Source organism: Umezawaea sp. Da 62-37, assembly GCF_032460545.1.
Taxonomy (GTDB): Bacteria; Actinomycetota; Actinomycetes; order Mycobacteriales; family Pseudonocardiaceae; genus Umezawaea.
This window is the reverse complement of record NZ_CP135965.1, coordinates 7,360,302-7,378,855: the sequence shown is the minus strand read 5'-3', so window position 1 is coordinate 7,378,855 and position 18,554 is coordinate 7,360,302. Positions and strand designations below refer to the sequence as shown.

The following is an 18,554-nucleotide window of genomic DNA, read 5'->3' as shown; positions in this document are numbered from 1 at the left end:
TTAGTCCCCCTGGATAGGTCCTCATCAGACTTGTGCCATGCCGAACCTGAATCGCCTCATCCGGTGGGCCCGAACGGTCTGCAACGTGCTCAACACCCTGCGGTCGTTGGCGGCCGCGATGTACCGCTTGATCATCACCTTCGTCCTGCTCGTGACCGCGGTCGCAACGTTGTGGAGCGAGGTGATGCCACACCTCGCATGACACTTCGGTGCACCCCGGCGGCGGTCGCGGCGTCGGGGTGCACCTGATCAGAGCCGCGCAACGCTGCTGGTCGACCTTGCCGTGGTCTGTCTGCCGCCACAAGCCTGGTCACCGGCTGCGACTCGGCCGGCAAGGAGCTGACAGGACTGGACGCTGGGCGAGGGCGCACTCGACGTCGACGACGTCTGCGGCGAGCCCTACCTAAGGTGTTCATCCGTGCGGGAGTGGCGGCCTCGCTACGGGCCAGGCGCGGATCTCACCGACGCGCGTCACAACGACACCTTGGTGGAGCGCACGATGAAGAGCGCGAACACCGTAGGCGCGTGGTGGTGACCGCCATAGTTCCGTCGATGCTGTCACGTCGTCAGGAAGGTTTCGATGACCTGTTGCTGATCGGTGATCGGGACTTCTCGATGGGGGCGCGAAGGATGTCGTTCATGCTGCGGGCGTGCATGCTCGCTGTCTGGGAGTTGCCGTGCGACCCTTCGCAACCCGACGCGCGGGCCTGCGGCACCGACCGCGCCCTTGGCGCAACCGGAGAAGACTGCCCGAGACCACGGCCGTCGAGACGAAGTTAGCGGGTTCGCTGGCGGTCCGGCCTCGGCTCCGTGTGCTCACACCGGAGCCGAGGGCGCATTTGCGGCTCAGCACCGCGCCCGTGGTCGGGTCACTTCTGCTTTGAGGCGCCCGCCACCTTGTGCGCGTCGTATTGCTTCTTCGCCTCCATCACGTCCTCGACCGTGCGCCAAGGGACGGCATGACGCTGTTTTCAGGACTCGTATGCAGCTGTCGAGATGTTCGAGTCCGGCAGGGGTGGGGCGAGGACAACGCGGTCTCGACCATCCTCCTTGGCTTGGTACACGGCAGTGTCCGCAGACCCCAGCAAGGTCTGCCAGCCGACATCAGGCTGGTTGGTGATGGCGACACCGATGGAGGCTGTACAACCAGTGACCACAACGGGCTCGCCTCCTCTGCTGCGCTCGAAGACCAGCGCGATGTTCGCGATCTCCGAGCGCATTCGCTCGGCCACCACCGCGGCGTCGAGGCCGTCGGCGAGTAGGACGACGATCTCGTCGCCGCCGAAGCGACCAGCAACGTCGGCCTTTCGGATGGTTCGGCTCAGGACCAGTGCGACTTCGCGCAGCAGCATGTCGCCGACCAGGTGGCCGTGGCCGTCGTTGACTTGCTTGAAGAAGTCGAGATCAATGACCACTACGGCTGGGGTGCGTCCGTCCCGCTTGGCCGTGGACAGGGATTTGGTGGCCAGTTCGATCCAGCGTGCCTTGGTGACCAGGCCGGTGCCGCCGTCGCGGCGGCCTCGTTCGCGGGCGGCGACCAGGCTGTTGATCACGACGGCGATGCCGAGAAGTACGGCGGCAGCTACAGGTGCGGCGTCGGTGGTGACCAGCACTATGCCCATCCCGATGCCCAAGGCGACTTGGGCGAGGGCTTCGCGGTCGCCGAGGAGTTGCTGGGAGGTTGGGCGTTTGCCGGTGGCCAAGGCGGCGACACAGTTGATCACGAGCAGCTGCTGGACGCTGAACACTGCGGCAGTCACAAGGAGCAGTGTCTGAGCGCGGGGCGTCCACATCCCGTTGAACATCACGGGTCCTCCTGCCGCGCGCAGCAGGTAGTGGACCGAGGTTGCCGCGAGCAGGATGGATGAGGTGGTCATCGTGTACTTGAACAGGGGTTTCCGAGCGATGGGGTAGCGGGCTATCCGCACGGTGATGATCAGCAGCGCCGTCAGCGGCAGGGGTAGGAGCAGTGCCGCGGGGAAGGAGAACGTCGAGGCCAGGTCGATGTGATGGCCCTGGGAGCCGTGGTGGGCGCGGCGTCGATCTTCTTGGCCGCGGGACAAGGCTTGGTACAGGTGCGCACCGAGGAACAGTACGGCCAGGTGACCGTACTGGTGGATCGTGAGTTTGATGCCGTCGAGCAGGGCATCGGCAAGTAGTGCGGCTGTGAGAATTTCGATGGCGAGGACGTAGAGCAGCGCCTGCGGCGGCAACGACCACAGGGTCCAGTCGCGAATCCAGGTGGTGATCACTTGTAGGACCGATCGGCCCTTGGACGAATCGGCTTCACTCGGGATGCTTGGGGCGGCTCGTGACTCCCCAGCACGCGCGGTGGTTCCGTTCGACCTGTTCGAGGTCGGCGGCGGCTGCGTGTGCGCAATCCTGTTTGGAGGCCGTCGTGATCGACGTCCGTTGTGCACTGCTCCCCCGTTTCGGTGTTGTGTCGACCGCCCGATCCGGTGAGGTCGAGTGGCTGTCCGTGCAGTCCGTTGGTGAGGTGGAGTGGCTGTCCGTTCGGCGACCTGGCGAGGTCGAGTGGTAGTCCGTCACGGTTTGCATTTGCGCTGGTGGAGCGAGTTCAGGCGATGCTCGCGAGAGCTTGTTCGGCGTTGTCTGCCTGTCAGCAAAGCTAGCGTTGGACCGCCGGAAAAGCTCAGGCATAACCTTGTTTCACCCGGACAGACCTTTGTCTAGTCGACAATGAGTAGCAGAATCCACGGTTCTGTGTAGCCCGAACGGGTGACAGTTCAGGTGTCCTGTTGGCGGCCCTGAAACAGCGTGAGTAATGATGCCGCTGTGGCTGCCCGTACAGAGCGTTACGACCCTGGACTCGGCAAGCGCCCGACACTCCCGCATGGGGGTGTCGGGCGCTTTCAGGTCGTGAGCTGTGCAAACGACTTAGCGGGTGAGTTGGGCCTGCGAGGAATGATCGGCAGCAGGCCGGACGTTGCAGTGTGATTGAGCTGCGAGCGGTTCCTGGTACGACACAGTCAGTGACATTGGATCACAGCTCGTGCCGAGGTCCGGGCGCACGGTGATTCACAGCAAACATGGCAGGACGAGACCACATGACGGGGGCAACCGCATGATCAGTAGCGACCGGCCGTTGTCGTTCGGGCCTCGACTCAGGGAACTGCGACGCAAACGCAAACTGGGACTGCGCGCCTTGGACCAGCTGGTGTTCGTCGCCTACTCCACGCTGTCCAAGGTGGAGAACGAACTGGTCGCGCCCACGATGGATCTGGCGCGCCGGTGTGACGAAGTCCTTGACGCCGGTGGCGAGCTGGTGGCGCTGGCGGCGCGGGAACTGGCAGAGCACTCGGGATGGCCACGCCCCGCGCAGCTCCCGGCGGCGGCGCTGGGGACGTTGATGGGTCGTGATGCCGAACTTGCGAAGCTTGAGGACCTGGTCGCGGGCTCGACGCGTCCAGAGGGTCGGATGGTCGTAATGGTCCTCGACGGCTCTCCGGGAGCCGGGAAGACCGCACTGGCCTTGGCGGCTGCGCGGCGCGTGGCTGAGCATCATGTCGATGGGGTGCTGTACCGGGATCTGCAGGGTTACGCCCAGGATCAGGCGCCGGTTGATCCCGCCGAGGTGCTGAAGGAGTTCCTGCACGCGCTCGGTGTCCGTTCCGCCGACTTGCCCAGCGGACTCACCGAACGGTCGACTTTGTTCCGGAGCCTGAGCCATGGGCGGAGGATGCTGCTGATCCTGGACAACGCGCGTGATGCCGCTCAAGTGGAGCCGCTGCTGCCGTTGTCACCTCGTAGTTCGGTGATCGTGACCGGCCGGGGCCACCTGACCGGTCTGGCGCGGACCGCCGGTGCCGCGCTGCTGTCCGTGGGGCCGCTTGACGAGGCATCCGCCCTCGCGCTTCTGGGCTCGATCATCGGTGCCGAGCGTGTAGCCGACGAGCAGGATGAGGCCGCCGCGTTGGCGCGTACTTGTGGTCTGCTTCCGCTGGCGCTGTGTATTGCCGCCGAGCGGGTGGCGCAGCATCCCTTCCACAGTTTGGCGGAGCTCAATGCCGAGCTCGATGCGTCGGAGTTGTTGGGGTCGCTGACGAGCCAGGATGGCACGGGCGCGGCGATGCACGCGGTGTTCTCGTGGTCCTATCGGGCACTGCCCCGTGACCAGGCACGAGCGTTCCGGCTGTTGGGCATGCACCCCGGCGCTGAGATCGGTACTTGTGCCGCGGCGGCGTTGTTCGTGATGACCTCGCCGGAGTCCCGGCTCGTCTTGGAAGGACTGGCACGCGCACGCCTGATCGCCGAGGTCGCGAGAAACCGGTGGCAGGTGCACGATCTGCTGCGGGCCTACGCCCGCAGACTGCTCGACGAGGAACCCGACGAGTACCGTGAGGCCGCGGCGTTCCGGTTGGTGTCGTGGTACGTGCACACGTCCCACGCGGCCGAGATCGCCTTGGCTCCGCAGCGCACCACCACTTTGGTCCCGGAACCGCACGGTGACGGCGTCTGTCCGATGGCCTTCGCCGACGGCGACGATGCCCTCGCCTGGTATCGCGTGGAAGCACCCAATTTCGTTCCCGTGACGAAGTTGGCTGTGCACCACAAGCTTTTCGTGTGGGCGTGGCAGTTGCCGGTGACCTTGTGGGGCTGGCTGTTGCTCGAGCGGCCTACCGACGTGTGGCTGGGTACTCACCACCTCGGCATTCAGGCCGCGCGCACCACCGCGGACGGTTACGGCGAGGGTTGGCTGTTGGCGAACCTGGGGTTCCTACTGAGGACTCGACGCGAGTACGACGCGGCCGAGCGTGCCGTAGGACGCTCGTTGGAGTTGCGAAAGCAGGTCGGCGACATTCACGGACAGGCCTGGTCCCTGGCCGGACTGGGATTCCTGGCGGTGGATCGCGGCCACGCCTCCGCGGCGTTGGCGCACTTTCGACGGGCGTTGCCCCTGTTCGCCGCCACGGAGAAGCGTCCGCACGGCAGGTCCATCGTGCTGGCCAGTATGGGTGAGGCGCACGCCGAACTGGCCGACATCGATCAGGCCCGCCACTGCTGGGATGAGGCCTTATCCGCATTTCTCGAGTTGGACGACGCCTACGGCCAGGCATGGACCCTCGCCAAACGGGGACATGCCGAGGGCATGCTCGGCCATCATCGTGAAGCGATCAACGCCTTGGAACGCTCGTTGGTTCTACGCTTGCAAGCCGGTGACCTCGCCGGGCAGGCCACCAGCCTCAACAGCCTGGGAGAGACGCACTATCGGGCCGGCGACATCGCGTCGGCCCGCACCACCTTCGCTCAAGCGCTGACCCACTACCACGAACTGGGCGACGACCAGAACGCACGCGATGTTGCCGAACGATTGGCTCAGCTGGTCAAGATCAGGCGCTGATCTGGTCCGTGGTGTTGATATCACCGGACCGCGAAGTGAAAGAGTCGATCACCAAAGTCTTGGTCCCCACGTGATCCACCTTGGTCGCGACGCGGATGGGAGGCCTCGACGATGTCGGATCCATCGTAGTGTCATAGCCGCGAAGGTCGACCACCGTCATCCCTCGCGTGTAAGTACCGGCCAACTCCACACTGACAGCATGGTTCTCGAAGGTCGCCATCTCGGCTTCCACCAAGAGCACAGCGGCCATCGGGTCCTGCATGAGGCATCCGCGTTCCCCACGGCGTGTGACGTCGAAGCGGCTGTAGAAGTCGAGGTAGTGGCCGACTACATCGTGGGCGTAGGTCGCTTGCCGGCTGCCGTGTCGTGCCAGACGCCCGAACCACTGTTCTCCGGCCCAAGCGTGGTTGGTGGCGTCCATCAGAACCATCGTCATCCGGAATCCCGCGCCGAGGACGGCGTGGGCGGCCTCCGGGTCGTGCCAGGTGTCGGTGTCCACCTGCGAGGTGATGTTGCCGGGCACCCGATCCCTGCCCGCCATCCACACCACCTCATGTAACAGCATCGGCAACTCCGGTTCGATCGTGAGGGCGTGGGCGAGGTTGGTCAGCGGCCCCAACGCAAACAACGAGATCTCGCCGCGTCGATCGCGGGCCAGTCGCACGAGTTGCTCGGCTGTGCCCTCCCGCCGTGTCGATGAGAGGAGACGGGACCGGACCGCGCCCCGAGGCCATCCGCAGCACCATGATCGAACTCGGCGGTCGTCGGCCGCCCACCGATCAGCGACGCGTCGGCACCACAGCGACAGGTACAGGGTCGAGCCCGCAGACGTCGAGTAGTCGCAGCGCATTCTCGGCGGCCACCGGTGAAGACACGTTGTCGTACGCCGACCGGACCGCGATCAGCTCGACGTTGGGTCGCGCGGCAAGGAAGAGCAACGCTAGTGCGTCATCGGCCCAGCGGTCGGTATCCGCCACAAGATGCTTTCGATCTCCGACATCCGTTCACATCTCCTCCTGCGACCCCGCCAAGGGCGGGAGGCTAACCGGAACTGCACGATTCATCGACACAGAGTGACCACTCGTAGTGTTAACCGAAGTGGTAACAGCGATCGGCGCCTTTGTCCGCAATATTCGGGCCTGCAGAGAAATACAATGGTCAGGCCACTACGACCGTTGGTGCCATCGCGGCCCGGTGGCCTCCTGAGGCCACATGCGGACACGACCGAACGACCTGCCGGGGGGCGCATGATCACCGAGAGTTCTCGACCGCTGCCGCTGCCCATGCCGGCGCGGAGACACCGTCGCGACGCGAACGGCAGGGCCCACCGGTGAAGATCTCGACTCCCGATGGCAACCTCCCTGCGGAGATCAACCGATTCTTCGGCAGGACCTCCGAGTTGACGACATTGAGAAACCACGTCGAGCACGACGATGGGCCACGCCTGGTCACCGTGACCGGACCTCCCGGTGTCGGCAAGTCGCGGTTGGCGCAACAGATCGGTCGACAGGTCCGAGACCGGTATCGGCACGGGGTGTGGATCGTGTACCTGGCGGATCTGGAGCACCCCAAGTCGCTCGCCCACAACATCGCCGAAGCGCTGCGGATCGTCGACAACACCCGTACGGAAGGCCTGGCACGGTTGATCGAGGCGTTGCGCGACAAGCAACTCCTGCTGATCCTGGACAACTGCGAGCATCTGCTGCCCGCGGTGCAGAAGGTCGTGCGCACCCTGATGCAGGGTTGCGAGCAGGTTCGGATCGTGGCGACCAGCCAGGAAAGCCTCGGGCTCACGGGCGAGCAACTGGTGAAACTCGCACCGTTGAGGGTCACCGGCCACCACGACGACGCAGGCGGGTCCGACAACACCAAGCCGGATGAAGCGGTACAGCTGTTCGTCGATCGGGCCAGGGCCGCTGACGAGGAAGTGTCCGAGGACGATATCCCGTTGATCAACAAACTGTGCGCGTTGCTCGACGGCCTGCCGCTGGCGCTCGAGTTGGCTGCGGGGTTGTTGAGGCAAATGACCTTGCGCGACATCTATGACCAGTTGGTCCTGCCGGACACGACTGCGCGCTTCAGGCTGCTTGTCGACGGCGACCCGACCGGACAACAGAGCCACCAGGCGTTGTCACGGGCCATCTCGTTGTCCGCGACGCGATGCACGCCGGCGGAACTGGCATTGTGGGCGCGGTTGTCGGTCTTCCCCGCAGACTTCGATCGTGGCGCGGTGGAACAGGTGTGCGCGGGCGGTGACGTCGCTGCCGCGGACATCCTATCGTTGCTGGGCAACCTGGTACGCAAGTCCATCCTGACCAAACAGGCAAGTCCCACGTCGCATCGCACCCGCTACCGGATGTTGCAGAGCATCCGGTTGTTCGGCCGGCAACTGCTCGCCGAGAACGACGACCTCGGTCGAGTTCAGGCGGCTTTCGCCGAGCACTACCGCAACGAGGCGGAGAAAGCGGCGCGGGACTGGTTCAGTCCCCGCGAACTGCAGTGGTTGCGATCGCTGCGGGAGGACTGGTCGAACCACCGGGAAGCCGTCGCCTACTACACATCGCAGCCGGAGCAGACGGAACTGGCCTTGGTGATGTCGGTCCATCTCTCCAGCACCCGTGCCGCGATCTTCGGTGGGATGCTCGCGCAGAACCTGGCCCTGTCGGAAGAAGCGATCGCCGCCAACCTCCACTCCCGAGGCCCACTGATGGTCAGTGCGCTGTGCCAGAGCGCGTGGATCGCCGCCATTCAGGGCCACCCCGACATCGCCTTGCCGTTGTTGCGGCAGGCGCACTCGATCGCCGAGCAGGCAGGCTGCGTCAAGGATCATGCCGCTTTGGGTTATGTGCAGGGAACATTCGGGTTTCTCACCGAAGCGGACGCCACTCGGGCGCGTGCCTCGGTGGATCTGCTGTTGGAAACGCTGGAGTCCTCGCCGCAGGACGACTACCCCGGTGTCACGCACATGATCGGTCTGTTCGCCGGATTCGCGGCATGTTTCGTGGGCCGCAAGGACGACGCGGACAGGGTGACCGCGAGCGTGTTGGTCTCGGCCGAGGCGCATAACGCGCCATGGTGCATTTCTTGGGCGAAGTGGGGGCGTGCCCTCTACGAGCTGACCCATGGTGGCGATCTCAAGGAGGCCTGGCGGCTGGCGCGAGAGGCACTGCGCGAGCAGTGGAACATGTGTGATCAGTGGGGAGTGGCGTGGACCCTGTGGCTGTTGGCCCTCATCGCCTCGCGGCTTGGCCAGCACGAACTCGCGGCGCTGCTGTCGGGTGGCTCCACCACCCAGCAGGAGGTGTCGCGGGTCTTCCTGCCGGGTCTACGAGCTTTCCAGCGGCTCCAGGAACGTGTGCTCGACCATTCGCGCACTGCCTTTTCGGACTACGCGGTCAGCGAGGCGTTGGGCAAGGCGATGCAGTTGGAGCAGGTCGTCGAGGCGGGACTCGCCGAACTGCCTGCGAGCGCGTGGGTGGTCAAGCGTGCGATGTCGGGCAGTCGGGTGCTTCCCGGCGGGGTCAGTGAGCGTGAGTTCGAGGTTGCGGGCCTGGTCGCGGATGGGTTGACGAGCAAGCAGATCGGCAGTCGTCTGGGTATCGAGGAGTCCACTGTGGTGCGTCATGTCCACAATGCCCGTGGCAAGCTGGGGATGCGTAATCGTTTGGCTCTCGCGCAGTGGTATCGCGATCAGCGCATCGACGAGAATGCGCGCTAGCGGCGCAGGATCACACCCAGTTGCTCGGGCCCGTTCATGATCACTGATCGGCTGCGCCTGAGGGGATGTTCATCGGTGGGCAGTGAGCGCGGGAATCGGCTGGGCAGTCGGCTCAGGGCGATTTCGGCTTCCATGCGCCCGAGTGCGGCCCCGAGGCAGTAGTGCAGGCCGTGGCCGAACGACAGCTGCGGAGCTGTGTCGTCGCGGTGCAGGTCGAATTCGGTCGGGCAAGGGTAGTAGGCCGGGTCGCGGTTGGCGGCGCCGAGGGACACCAGGACCACCTCGTCCGCGGGGATGGTCGTGCCCTGGATGGTCATGGGCTCGATGGTGATGCGGTGGGTTGCCATCCGTACGGGACTGTCGTGGCGCAGTGTCTCGCGTACAGCGCCCGCGGCCAGCGATGTGTCGGCGGCGAGTTCGCTCCAGGCGGTGGGATGGCGCAGTGTCGCGTGCACGGCGTTGCCGATGAGGTTCGTCGTCGTTTCGTGTCCTGCGACGAACAGCAGGAAGCAGGTGCCGATCAGCTCGTCGTCGGTGAGGCCGTCCGTCGCCTCCGAACTAGTGGCGAGCGCTGAGAGCAGATCGTGTCCGGGTGTGCGGCGCTTGGTCGCGATCAACTCGGCGAAGTAGGCGGCCATCGCGTCGTTGGCGGGGCCGACGACATCGGGGTGGTCCTCCATGAGGTCGGCGGTCCATGCCCTGAACGGTTCCCGATCCGACACCGGGACTCCCATCAGTTCGCAGATGACGGTGACGGGAAGTTCGAACGCGAACTCCGAGACGAGGTCGACCGGCGCGTTGGTGGGCAAGGCGTCGAGCAGATCGTTCGTGATCTGCTCGACGCGCGGCCGCAGGGCCGCGATGCGGCGAGGGGTGAAGGCCTTGGCGACGGGCTCGCGCAGCCGTTTGTGGTGGGGCGGGTCGGCGAACAACATGCCGCGGAACATCCCCGACAGCTCGGCTTCGTGATGGCCGGCGCGCCGCATCGCCGCGGTCATGACCCGCTCAAGCCGGGCGGAGTCCTTGCTCACCGCGGGGTGTGTGAGGACCGTGCGTGCCGCCTCGTAGCCGGTGATCACCCAGGCAGGTACTCCGTTGGGCAGTGCGACGCGGTGTGCCGGGCCTTGGGCCCGGAGTGTGTCCTCGACCTCGGCGTGCTGGTCCCAGTAGTGCTCGCTGAACATGGCGATCGTCGAGGTCGGTGTTGGTGTCGGTGTCGGCACGGCGGCCCTTCCCACGGCTGTGTGCCGTTCCCGCGGGAGGAGGGCCTTGGGATGTGGTGATGGCACAGGATCAGGAGGAGACGGTCGGGTGGGCCCCTGCGCATCGCCTGGGCCCACCTGCCCGTCCCTGCCCCGGTTGGTGTTACTCCCCGTTCACGATCACCACGACGCGTAATCGGCATCCGGCGCCCCGCAGTCCGCTCCCCAGCAGCTGCGGTGTGCTCCAACTCGTGAAGCGCCGTAGGTCCCCCCGAGCACCCGGTAGGTGTTAGAGGGATGGTTCCGGTCGTCGTGACCGCCGGTAGGCCTGTCGGTCTACCGGGATCAGGTTGCGTCATCGGCTCCGAGCGGCGCATCGTCAGAACTGTGCAGTCGGCGGACTAGTTGGTCGTGGACGGAACTGTGTAGTCCGTATGCCAACGACGCAAGCTCCAGCGGGCGATCAGCAGGCCGCACACGCTCGCACCGGCGATCGTAAGCACCGTGGAGCCCGACCACTGCGCCACCAAACCCCCGAGCACGACGCCCACCCCAAGGCTGCACCGCATCACGGTGCGCCCCAACCCGACCAGACTGCCTCGAAGGTGGTCCGGCGAGTGCCGAAGGAACTGGGTCTGCACGGTGGGGAGGAACGCCATGCCGACCCCGGAGAACGTCAACAGCAGCAGAGCGCACCACAGCGTGGGGATGGTACTGAGCACGACGCCGGCGATCACCAGAGGAAGCAGCGTGAGCAGCACCAGCGGTCCGATCAGCCTGCCGGCCGTGTCGGCGGCACGGGGCATGAGGTACGTACCCAGGGCCATGCCGACGGGATGCGCGGCCAGCAGCCATCCCATCGATGCGGGTTCCGACCCGAGCTGATCCACCAGCGGGGCCGCGATCCCGTCCGGAACGGCGACCACTCCGGCAAGGCAGAGGAGTCCGGTCAGTCCGCGCAGTTGTGGGTTACGGCGAAGCTCTCCGAGTCCGCCGGTCATCGACCGCCGCCAAGTCGTCGCATCGGTTCCGGTCGGGGCGGGGGCCGGCAGGGGCGGCAGGGCGACCCACAACAGGATGGCGGACACCGCGAACGTCGCGGCGTTCACGGTGAGTGCCCACTGCGGGCCGATGACCGTCACCGCGGCAACCGAGAGCGCCAAGCCCGCGACCTGGGCGACTTGGCGGGTGAATGCCAGCAGGGACTGGGCATCCCCGAGGGCGTCACCTCGGCCCGCCAGCTCGGGCAAGGCCGCCTGCAACGCGGCGCGATAGGGGGCGAGCGCGACAGCGCTGAGCGCGATGAGCACCATGATCAGCCATAACGGTGCGCCGGGAAGCGCCATCACCGCGAACAACACCGCCTGCACAGTGGCGGAGAGGACTGCGAGCAGTCTGCGGTCGAGGCGGTCGGCCAGCCAGGACAGTGTCACGCTGCCGACGAGATCGGGCAGGTAGCTCAAACCGAGGGTGAGCGCTGTCCAGATCGGCGAGCCGGTGCGCTGGTAGACCAGCAGCATCAGAGCGACACGAGCGAGCAGATCGCCGATCGTCGACTGCAGCTCGGCGATCCAGATGGCGCGCACCGCGGGTATGGCGAAGGCAGCACCGAACCGCGACGCCCGCAGCCGCCGTCGTGCACCCGCATGTCCGCTGGCGGTCATGTGACCACTCCCCCTGCACACATCGCCGTCGTATGCTCACCTCAGGTGATCATACGACCGCGAGCAGTAGCGACACCGCACGATCCCGCAGCACCGACGATCGAATTCGCAGGATGCCTCCAGCGGCCGAGTCGGCCCCGAGAAGCCACAGTGGCTTGGAGTCCGGCCAAAGCATCAAAAGAAGGTCGACGTGGATTCGAAGGATCACGCGATCACGAAACGCGAGCGGGCGACGCGTAGTCATGCCCGCCGGCATCGAGTGAAGTGGAACAGAGCGAATCGCAGTGTCGTACGCAAAGCTGCCCGCCTTGTTTTTCCGCGTCGCAGCTTGATCACTCAACGTGTCGAGGCTGTACACCTGTAGCCACCGATGGGGGAGTGCTCAAGCACGGTGAGTCACAGATTCCGCTCCGACATCCACTACATAGAAATGCGTACGCGCAACACCGGAACAGCGATACACAGATTGCCGACGGTGGCCGACCAGGCACTGTTCCGACATTATTTTAGATTCTTTTGCAGGCGCAGTGTTTTTCATGACATCGGATGGTGCAAATTAAGCATGACTACGTTACCGTTCGATCCAACATCACTCAGGTCGCAAGGAGCGATATTCCTGGGGTCTTGCAGTTCTATCAATGACGGCGGGAAGGGCCGTGACCATCGAACCGGGATGGTCATCGACAAGGGGGAATCATGGACGTTCAGCAGGTCAGAGGTGCGCTGCGCCTCGTGTACCCGGCACCCGATCAGACATCGGTCGAACGCGAGAGCGTCGGCCGGGTCCTCGCGATCGTGGATCAACCTGACGACGACCGGCCCGCAGCACGCGAGTCCGTGGTGGACCGCGTACTGCGGATGCTGACCGTATTCACAGACGGCCCGTGTCTGTTCAACCTCTCGCAGCTGGCCGAGCAGTCCGAGCTTCCGCTCAGCACGACTCACCGGTTGGCGAAGCAGCTCGTCAAGCACGACGTGCTCCGCAAAGACGATCACGGGCAGTACGGCGTCGGCGCCGTGCTGCTCGCCATTGCCTCGCACGCGGTCCATCACGACACGAACGACACGACCAGCGCGGACGACGACTGTTAGCCCTGCCAGTTCGCGATCACAGCCACCTAGGAGGAGCCCATGCACGGAACTCTGGGCCTGACCCATCCCGACCTGTTGCGACGCATGGAAGGGCTGGTGACACTCATCAACGCCATGGACAGCCTGAGCGAGTCCGTAGCGGTCTGGCTGAATATCCAGGACAACCAGTCCTACGGGATCACACACAGGCTGCACGACGACCACCCCTGGCCGATCGCGGAACAGGATGCGGCCTACCTGAGGCCGAAGCAGGGCGAGAAGATCGTCTACCGACGCGGCTCGCTCTGGGCGGACCTCCGCGGGACCGAGATGCGCCTGGCCACTGCCAACGCGCTGGTCGTCTGGAGCAGGCTGCCGAGGTCAGTCCGGGCGGACCTGGCCGACAAGATCCCGCTCGGCTTCGCGCTGCGGAAAGTCGGGGCGAAGCGCCAGACCGATCCCCCGGTCTTCACAGCGAAGGTCGGCGAGGACGGCTCACCCCGTCTTGAGGCACACCTCACCTCCACGCTGCTGGTGAGCGGCCGTCCCTGGGCTCGGACACAGGAAGTCCTCGACCAGGTCATCGTCGAGCACCGCGAGCCCAGCCCCGAGGCCCTACCCTCTCTGTCAGACTGGCGTGAGACACAGAGCCAACCAAGACTTCTGTGGAACATGTAGGGCGAAGACGGGAATCCTGGGACTGTGACGTTGAGTACCGCCGATCTACGGGCCGATGATGATCCGATGGGCAAGAAAAAACAGGGACCTCGTGCGGGTCAGCCGAAACGCCGGACGTTCACCGCCGCCTACAAACTGGCGATCGTGGAGGAATACGAGAGTCTGACCGAGCCCGGCGCGAAGGGCGCGTTGTTGCGGCGGGAAGGGCTGTATCACTCGCATCTGATCGATTGGACCCGAAGTCGCGATGCGGGCGGCCTGGACGCCCTGGCCGCGAAACCCTCGGGCCCGAAAGGCAGGTCCGCGGCGGAGAAGGAGAACGACAGGCTCCGTGCCGACAACGAGCGTCTCGCCCGCGAGCTGGCGAAGTCGCAGGCGGTGGTGGAGATCATGGGAAAACTGCAAGGGCTCTTGGAAACGATCTCCGAGGGCACGGACACCGACCGCAGGTCGACAAGCTGATCGGTAACGCCTTCGACGAGCTGGAACCGTTGCTGGGCACCAAACCGGGGTGCGCGTTGGTCGGGAAGTCCAGGGCGACGTTGTACCGCCGTCGCAACCCGACACCACCGGTGGCCGGACCGCACCGTCCACCGGCGCCGCACCCGGCGAGCCTGTCCGCGGCAGAACGCGCGCAGGTGCTGGACGTGTTGCGGTCACCCAGGTTCGTGGACAAGGCCCCGGCGCAGGTGTGGGCCACCCTGCTTGATGAGGGCCGCTATCTGTGCTCGATCTCCACGATGTACCGGTTGTTGCGCCAGGCCGGCGAGGTCCGTGAGCGGCGGGCGCAGGCCACCCATCCCGCGAAGGTCAAGCCGGAGTTGGTGGCCACCGCACCCGACATGGTCTGGAGTTGGGACATCACCAAACTCAAGGGACCCGATCGGGGCGTGTACTACGACCTGTTCGTCATGCTCGACATCTACTCCCGCAAGGTCGTGCACGCGATGGTCGCGTCGACCGAGACCGCGGAGCTGGCCGCGAGGTTCATCACCGACGCCATCGCCGCCAACGGCGGGACGATCCCCGGCGTGGTGCACGCCGACCGCGGCACCTCCATGACGTCGAAGAACGTCGCCATGCTGCTGGCAGACCTGGGTGTCACCCGCTCGCATTCGAGGCCGCACGTATCCGACGACAACCCCTACAGCGAGGCCCAGTTCAAGACGTTGAAGTACTGCCCGGCGTTCCCCGGCCGGTTCGGGTCGATCGCCGACGCCCGCGCGTTCAGCCACCGGTTTTTCCAGTACTACAACCACGAACACCGCCACAGCGGGATCGGCCTGCACACCCCGGCGTCGGTCCATGACGGCACCGCCGCCACCGTCTGCGCCGAACGCGCCCGAGTCCTGCACGCGGCCTACACCGCCAACCCGGACCGGTTCCACCGCGTACCGACCCCGCCCCGGCTGCCCGCAGCGGCCTGGATCAACGAACCACCTCAGGAAGACGAGAAGGCAGAACACGACCCAGAACAAGCATCCTGAGCTGTCTCAACGCCATTGACAGGTTCCGCTACGGCAGTGGATGGTGTGGTCGGCATCGCAGGCACGCGCAGGGACACCCATTCCCGTCATGTAGTAGATGCCTCGCGCCAGAGGAGGGACCACAGGTCGGCACGTACCGGGTCTCCTCGACCTGCGCGAGGCGCACGACGACTACCGCCGCGCCGAGACAGGAGCACGACCATGGATCCCCGACGCGAACACAGCGCCCCGACCACCGACGTCGGCGACCTGTCCCCCGCTGACACCACCGCGCCCTTGGGCGAGGTCGCAAGCGACAATCGCTCCGCGGTCGCCGCACGGACGTGGAGTCGGCCCGGTCGACGTCGCGAGATGTTGCGCTCGACTCGGCGCCAACCGACCCGAGGACTTGCTGCGACACGAGCTGTCGGTTCCCTCACTTCGACAAGCCGGTACCGGCAACAGATTCGGCGACTACGCCGGCCTCAAGCTCGTACGGCACCCGAGAGCACATCGGACGACGCCGAGGCCGTCACGACGGACACGCCGCCCCAAGAGGGCCGAGTGATCACCTTTGGGCGACGCCACAGGAACCGGTTGATCGCCGCGGTGAAGCTGGCCAAGGACGTTCAACTCGCCGGACTGTGGGTCGTCCTCGCGACCACCTCGTCCAAGCCTGCGGCGTCCATCGCGCTCGCGACGATGGCCCTGACCCATCTGGTGGTCACCGCAGCCAAGAACCGATTGCCGACGTCTCGGTTCACGGCGATCACTTCGCTGGTCAAGGATCTCCTGCTCGGCGGGCTGTGGCTCACCCTCGCCGCGTGCACCGGCACACCGGCGGTGTGCGTCGCGCTGTCGGCGATGGCGGTGACCCACCTGGTGTCGACCCTCTCGACCTGTGGCGAGCGCTTCACCGGCAGCGGCACACCGCCCCACGTCGGCGGTGGCATCACCAGCGCGACCGACGCGACCACCCAACACACCTCCGGCACCTGACGGACTGCCTTCGAAGCGGTGCGGGAACCTCCGCCGTCTGCGGTCGATGTCTGCGGATGTGGCATCGACGCCGGAACACCGCGGCCGGCCCGGCGTATTCGCCCCACCGCTGGACAGATGCTCGGCCCGCAACCGGATCACGATGCCCTCGATGATCGGCAGCGGCTTGTCATAGTCGGTCCCCACGCAGCAGCTGCCCAATCTGGGCGGTAATCGGTTCCGGTCCTGTACGGTCGCCATCCCCGCAGAGACGGTTGTCCGTCGGGGTCATCATGTGGTCGTCACCCCGGTTGATGCCAGTCGGCCGTGATGGAGCCGGACGGCACAGCACTTGGGCCACACGCGTCCGGCTCAGGACCCCGGCAGCTCTTGAGCAGAACTTTCTTCTGTGGCAAGGGGAAGCATCGACCCAGGGCTGTACTGATGATCAACTGGAGTGCGCATTCGCCGACGACCGTTACCGCCGCGTAGATCAGGAATCCCATCCAGCGGTTGATCGCTCCTTGACCAGGCGTCCTGTGGCGGCGAGAAGACCGGCACGCACGGGCCGAGCGTTCCGGAGAGTAGAGATCTCGTTGTCGATCTCACGAGGCTGTGATGCGGTGTCGGTGCCGCATCTTCGCGGGCGATGCCGGTGGGCGTCGGTGATGCTGTGGGCGTGGAGTACGTGTCCAGAGTGCCGCGACCGCCGCTGGGCGGGCTGATCGACGACCTGTACTACCTGGAGGGTGCGCCGCCGTACGCCCGGCTGTCTCTGCCGCCGAGCCCGTCGGCGTTGCTCATCGTCAACCTCGGGGCGCCGTTCCGCATCCGTGCCGGCTCCGACGTCGAGGCGGCCGAGTACGCCGACGGCTGCGTGATCACCACGTCCACCCGCGTGGTGGAGTTCGGCTATCCACCGTGGACCCGGTCTGTCGGCGTGCACGTCAAGCCGTGGGGGCTGGCGCCGTTCCTGCCGATGCCCGCGGCCGAACTGCGCGACCGGCCGGTGACGGTGGAGCAGGTGTGGGGCCGGGCCGCGGTAGCCGAGTTGCGAGACCGGCTGGCCACCGCGCCCGGACCACACGAGATGCTGACGCTGCTCGAGGAAGAGCTGATGCGACGGCTGTGCGAGACCTCCGGTCTGGGGCTGGTCCGCCACACGAGCAGCGTCATCTCGGCGACCGGCGGGGCGGTGGCGATCGGCAACTTGAGCGTGGCGGCCGGCGTCAGCGGCACTCACCTGGCCCAGCGGTTCAAGGAACTCGTCGGCATCACGCCGAAACGGCTGGCCCGCACCTACCGCTTCACTGCCGCGGTGTTCGCGATCGACCCCGCCGGACCGGCCGACTGGGGCGACCTCGCCGCCGACGCGGGCTACTTCGACCAGGCCCACTTCGGTCACGAGTTCCGGGCGTTCACCGGGCTCACGCCGACCCGGTACCTCGAAGTCCGGCATCGGTTCCGGCGCGAACGCCCCGGCCACGTGATCGACGGTTGGCCGTTGCCGTCCGAGTGATTTCTTACAAGAGCGCCGGCTCACGACACGCTAATTTGGCCATCCCGAAGCAGAGGAGAGCCCCATGGGCAAGGTGGTCTTGTACGGCTCGGTGTCGGTGGACGGCTTCGTCGCGGACGAGGACGACCAGCCCGGACCGCTGTTCGACTGGTTGACCGGCGGTGACGTCCCGTTGGACGAGAGCGGCGAGCTGAAGGTGTCGCAGGTGTCCTACGACCACACCCGGCCGTACTGGGACCGGATCGGGGTGACGATCGTCGGCCGCCACGTCTTCGACCTGACGGACGGCTGGGACGGGAAGCCTCCCGGCGGAATCGACCACGTGGTCGTGGTGACGCGCCGCCCGGCGCCCGAGGGCTGGGACCCCGACGCGCCGTTCCACTTCGTCGACGGCGTCGAGGCAGCCGTGGCCAAGGCGCAGGAGCTGGCGGGTGACTGCGTGGTCGAGGTCTCGGCAGGCGACGTCGGCGGCCAGGTGCTCGCCGCGGGCTTGGTCGACGAGGTGCGCATGGACGTGGTACCCGTCGTGTTCGGGTCCGGCAAGCGCTACTTCGGATCGGTCCACGCGCGGCACCTGCTGGAGGATCCCGACGTGGCGATCCAGGGCAACCGGGTGCTCCACCTGAGCTACCGGGTGCGCCGCTGACCGCTGCGAGGCGGGTGCGCGAAGAAGTCCACTGCGAACGCTGACACAAGATCGGGCTTCCGGCTGCGCTTGCGCAGGGCGAAGGCCGCTTCTCGGTCGCTGTGAAGTCGTGGCCAGACAGGAGTTCGAAACGGGGTCAACGCCAAATTCGGAGCGTCACAATTCTCGCCACTATCCCCTTGGCTATTTACTGTGAACAGGCCGAAGCACCGCGTGGTTCGGCGGCCCGCATAAGGGGTCGCCGAACCAC

The 18,554-nt window shown here is 66.0% G+C and carries 15 protein-coding genes; 9 read left to right on the top strand and 6 right to left on the bottom strand.

Features of this window, described 5'->3' with window-relative positions:
• Nucleotides 1-37 precede the first annotated feature (37 nt).
• Complete coding sequence (locus RM788_RS34075) at nt 38-202, top strand: hypothetical protein (RefSeq protein ID WP_315922800.1); 165 nt, start codon at nt 38-40, stop codon at nt 200-202.
• A 769-nt stretch (nt 203-971) separates the two neighbouring features.
• Here the strand turns inward: RM788_RS34075 and RM788_RS34070 are convergent.
• Nucleotides 972-2,252 (bottom strand): GGDEF domain-containing protein, encoded by a 1,281-nt coding sequence (locus tag RM788_RS34070; RefSeq protein WP_315922798.1) that lies wholly within the window; start codon nt 2,250-2,252, stop codon nt 972-974.
• A gap of 833 nt (nt 2,253-3,085) precedes the next feature.
• On the opposite strand from RM788_RS34070, the gene RM788_RS34065 reads away from it, so the two are divergent.
• Nucleotides 3,086-5,362: a tetratricopeptide repeat protein gene (locus RM788_RS34065; protein WP_315922796.1), complete on the top strand. Its 2,277-nt coding sequence runs from the start codon at nt 3,086-3,088 to the stop codon at nt 5,360-5,362.
• Here the strand turns inward: RM788_RS34065 and RM788_RS34060 are convergent.
• Both RM788_RS34060 and RM788_RS53100 read right to left on the bottom strand, forming a co-directional pair.
• A complete protein-coding gene (locus tag RM788_RS34060; RefSeq protein ID WP_399340907.1) occupies nt 5,352-6,212 on the bottom strand; it encodes a nucleoside hydrolase in 861 nt (286 codons plus the stop codon). The genes RM788_RS34065 and RM788_RS34060 overlap by 11 nt on opposite strands.
• Entirely contained in the window at nt 6,142-6,339 is a 198-nt protein-coding gene (locus RM788_RS53100) for a nucleoside hydrolase (protein WP_399340905.1), read from the bottom strand. Before RM788_RS53100 ends, RM788_RS34060 begins: the two co-directional genes overlap by 71 nt.
• 353 nt (nt 6,340-6,692) lie before the next feature.
• On the opposite strand from RM788_RS53100, the gene RM788_RS34055 reads away from it, so the two are divergent.
• Complete coding sequence (locus tag RM788_RS34055) at nt 6,693-9,080, top strand: ATP-binding protein (RefSeq protein WP_315922792.1); 2,388 nt, start codon at nt 6,693-6,695, stop codon at nt 9,078-9,080.
• Here the strand turns inward: RM788_RS34055 and RM788_RS34050 are convergent.
• The 3 genes from RM788_RS34050 to RM788_RS34040 form a co-directional block, all read right to left on the bottom strand.
• Nucleotides 9,077-10,264 carry a cytochrome P450 family protein gene (locus RM788_RS34050; RefSeq protein WP_315922790.1) on the bottom strand — a complete coding sequence of 396 codons (1,188 nt, stop codon included), beginning with the start codon at nt 10,262-10,264 and terminating at the stop codon, nt 9,077-9,079. The two genes, RM788_RS34055 and RM788_RS34050, sit on opposite strands and share 4 nt — an antisense overlap.
• Nucleotides 10,265-10,683: 419 nt before the next feature.
• Nucleotides 10,684-11,946, bottom strand: a complete 1,263-nt coding sequence (locus RM788_RS34045; protein WP_315922788.1) for an MFS transporter — start codon at nt 11,944-11,946, stop codon at nt 10,684-10,686.
• Between the two features lie 49 nt (nt 11,947-11,995).
• Nucleotides 11,996-12,304 (bottom strand): hypothetical protein, encoded by a 309-nt coding sequence (locus RM788_RS34040; protein WP_315922786.1) that lies wholly within the window; start codon nt 12,302-12,304, stop codon nt 11,996-11,998.
• A 338-nt stretch (nt 12,305-12,642) separates the two neighbouring features.
• On the opposite strand from RM788_RS34040, the gene RM788_RS34035 reads away from it, so the two are divergent.
• The 6 genes from RM788_RS34035 (at nt 12,643) to RM788_RS34005 (ending at nt 18,304) form a co-directional block, all read left to right on the top strand.
• Nucleotides 12,643-13,038 carry a helix-turn-helix domain-containing protein gene (locus tag RM788_RS34035; protein WP_315922784.1) on the top strand — a complete coding sequence of 132 codons (396 nt, stop codon included), beginning with the start codon at nt 12,643-12,645 and terminating at the stop codon, nt 13,036-13,038.
• Nucleotides 13,039-13,077: 39 nt separating this feature from the next.
• A complete protein-coding gene (locus RM788_RS34030) occupies nt 13,078-13,695 on the top strand; it encodes a hypothetical protein (RefSeq protein WP_315922781.1) in 618 nt (205 codons plus the stop codon).
• Nucleotides 13,696-13,725: 30 nt separating this feature from the next.
• A protein-coding gene (locus RM788_RS34020; RefSeq protein WP_399345182.1) for an IS3 family transposase occupies nt 13,726-15,182 on the top strand; the annotation gives its coding sequence in 2 pieces (ribosomal slippage) (nt 13,726-14,088 and nt 14,091-15,182; 1,455 coding nt in all).
• Between the two features lie 576 nt (nt 15,183-15,758).
• Entirely contained in the window at nt 15,759-16,160 is a 402-nt protein-coding gene (locus RM788_RS34015; RefSeq protein ID WP_315922779.1) for a hypothetical protein, read from the top strand.
• Nucleotides 16,161-16,836: 676 nt separating this feature from the next.
• The gene (locus RM788_RS34010; protein ID WP_315934829.1) at nt 16,837-17,658 is read left to right on the top strand and encodes a helix-turn-helix domain-containing protein; all 822 of its coding nucleotides are present in this window, start codon (nt 16,837-16,839) and stop codon (nt 17,656-17,658) included.
• 64 nt (nt 17,659-17,722) lie between these two features.
• A complete protein-coding gene (locus RM788_RS34005; protein ID WP_315922777.1) occupies nt 17,723-18,304 on the top strand; it encodes a dihydrofolate reductase family protein in 582 nt (193 codons plus the stop codon).
• Nucleotides 18,305-18,554 lie beyond the last annotated feature (250 nt).

Coding starts and splice junctions, on each gene's coding strand:
- RM788_RS34075 (WP_315922800.1), top strand. CDS start 38: ATGCCGAACCTGAATCGCCTCATCCGGTGGGCCCGAACGGTCTGCAAC.
- RM788_RS34065 (WP_315922796.1), top strand. CDS start 3,086: ATGATCAGTAGCGACCGGCCGTTGTCGTTCGGGCCTCGACTCAGGGAA.
- RM788_RS34060 (WP_399340907.1), bottom strand. CDS start 6,212: ATGCGCTGCGACTACTCGACGTCTGCGGGCTCGACCCTGTACCTGTCG.
- RM788_RS34050 (WP_315922790.1), bottom strand. CDS start 10,264: ATGTTCAGCGAGCACTACTGGGACCAGCACGCCGAGGTCGAGGACACA.
- RM788_RS34045 (WP_315922788.1), bottom strand. CDS start 11,946: ATGACCGCCAGCGGACATGCGGGTGCACGACGGCGGCTGCGGGCGTCG.
- RM788_RS34035 (WP_315922784.1), top strand. CDS start 12,643: ATGGACGTTCAGCAGGTCAGAGGTGCGCTGCGCCTCGTGTACCCGGCA.
- RM788_RS34030 (WP_315922781.1), top strand. CDS start 13,078: ATGCACGGAACTCTGGGCCTGACCCATCCCGACCTGTTGCGACGCATG.
- RM788_RS34005 (WP_315922777.1), top strand. CDS start 17,723: ATGGGCAAGGTGGTCTTGTACGGCTCGGTGTCGGTGGACGGCTTCGTC.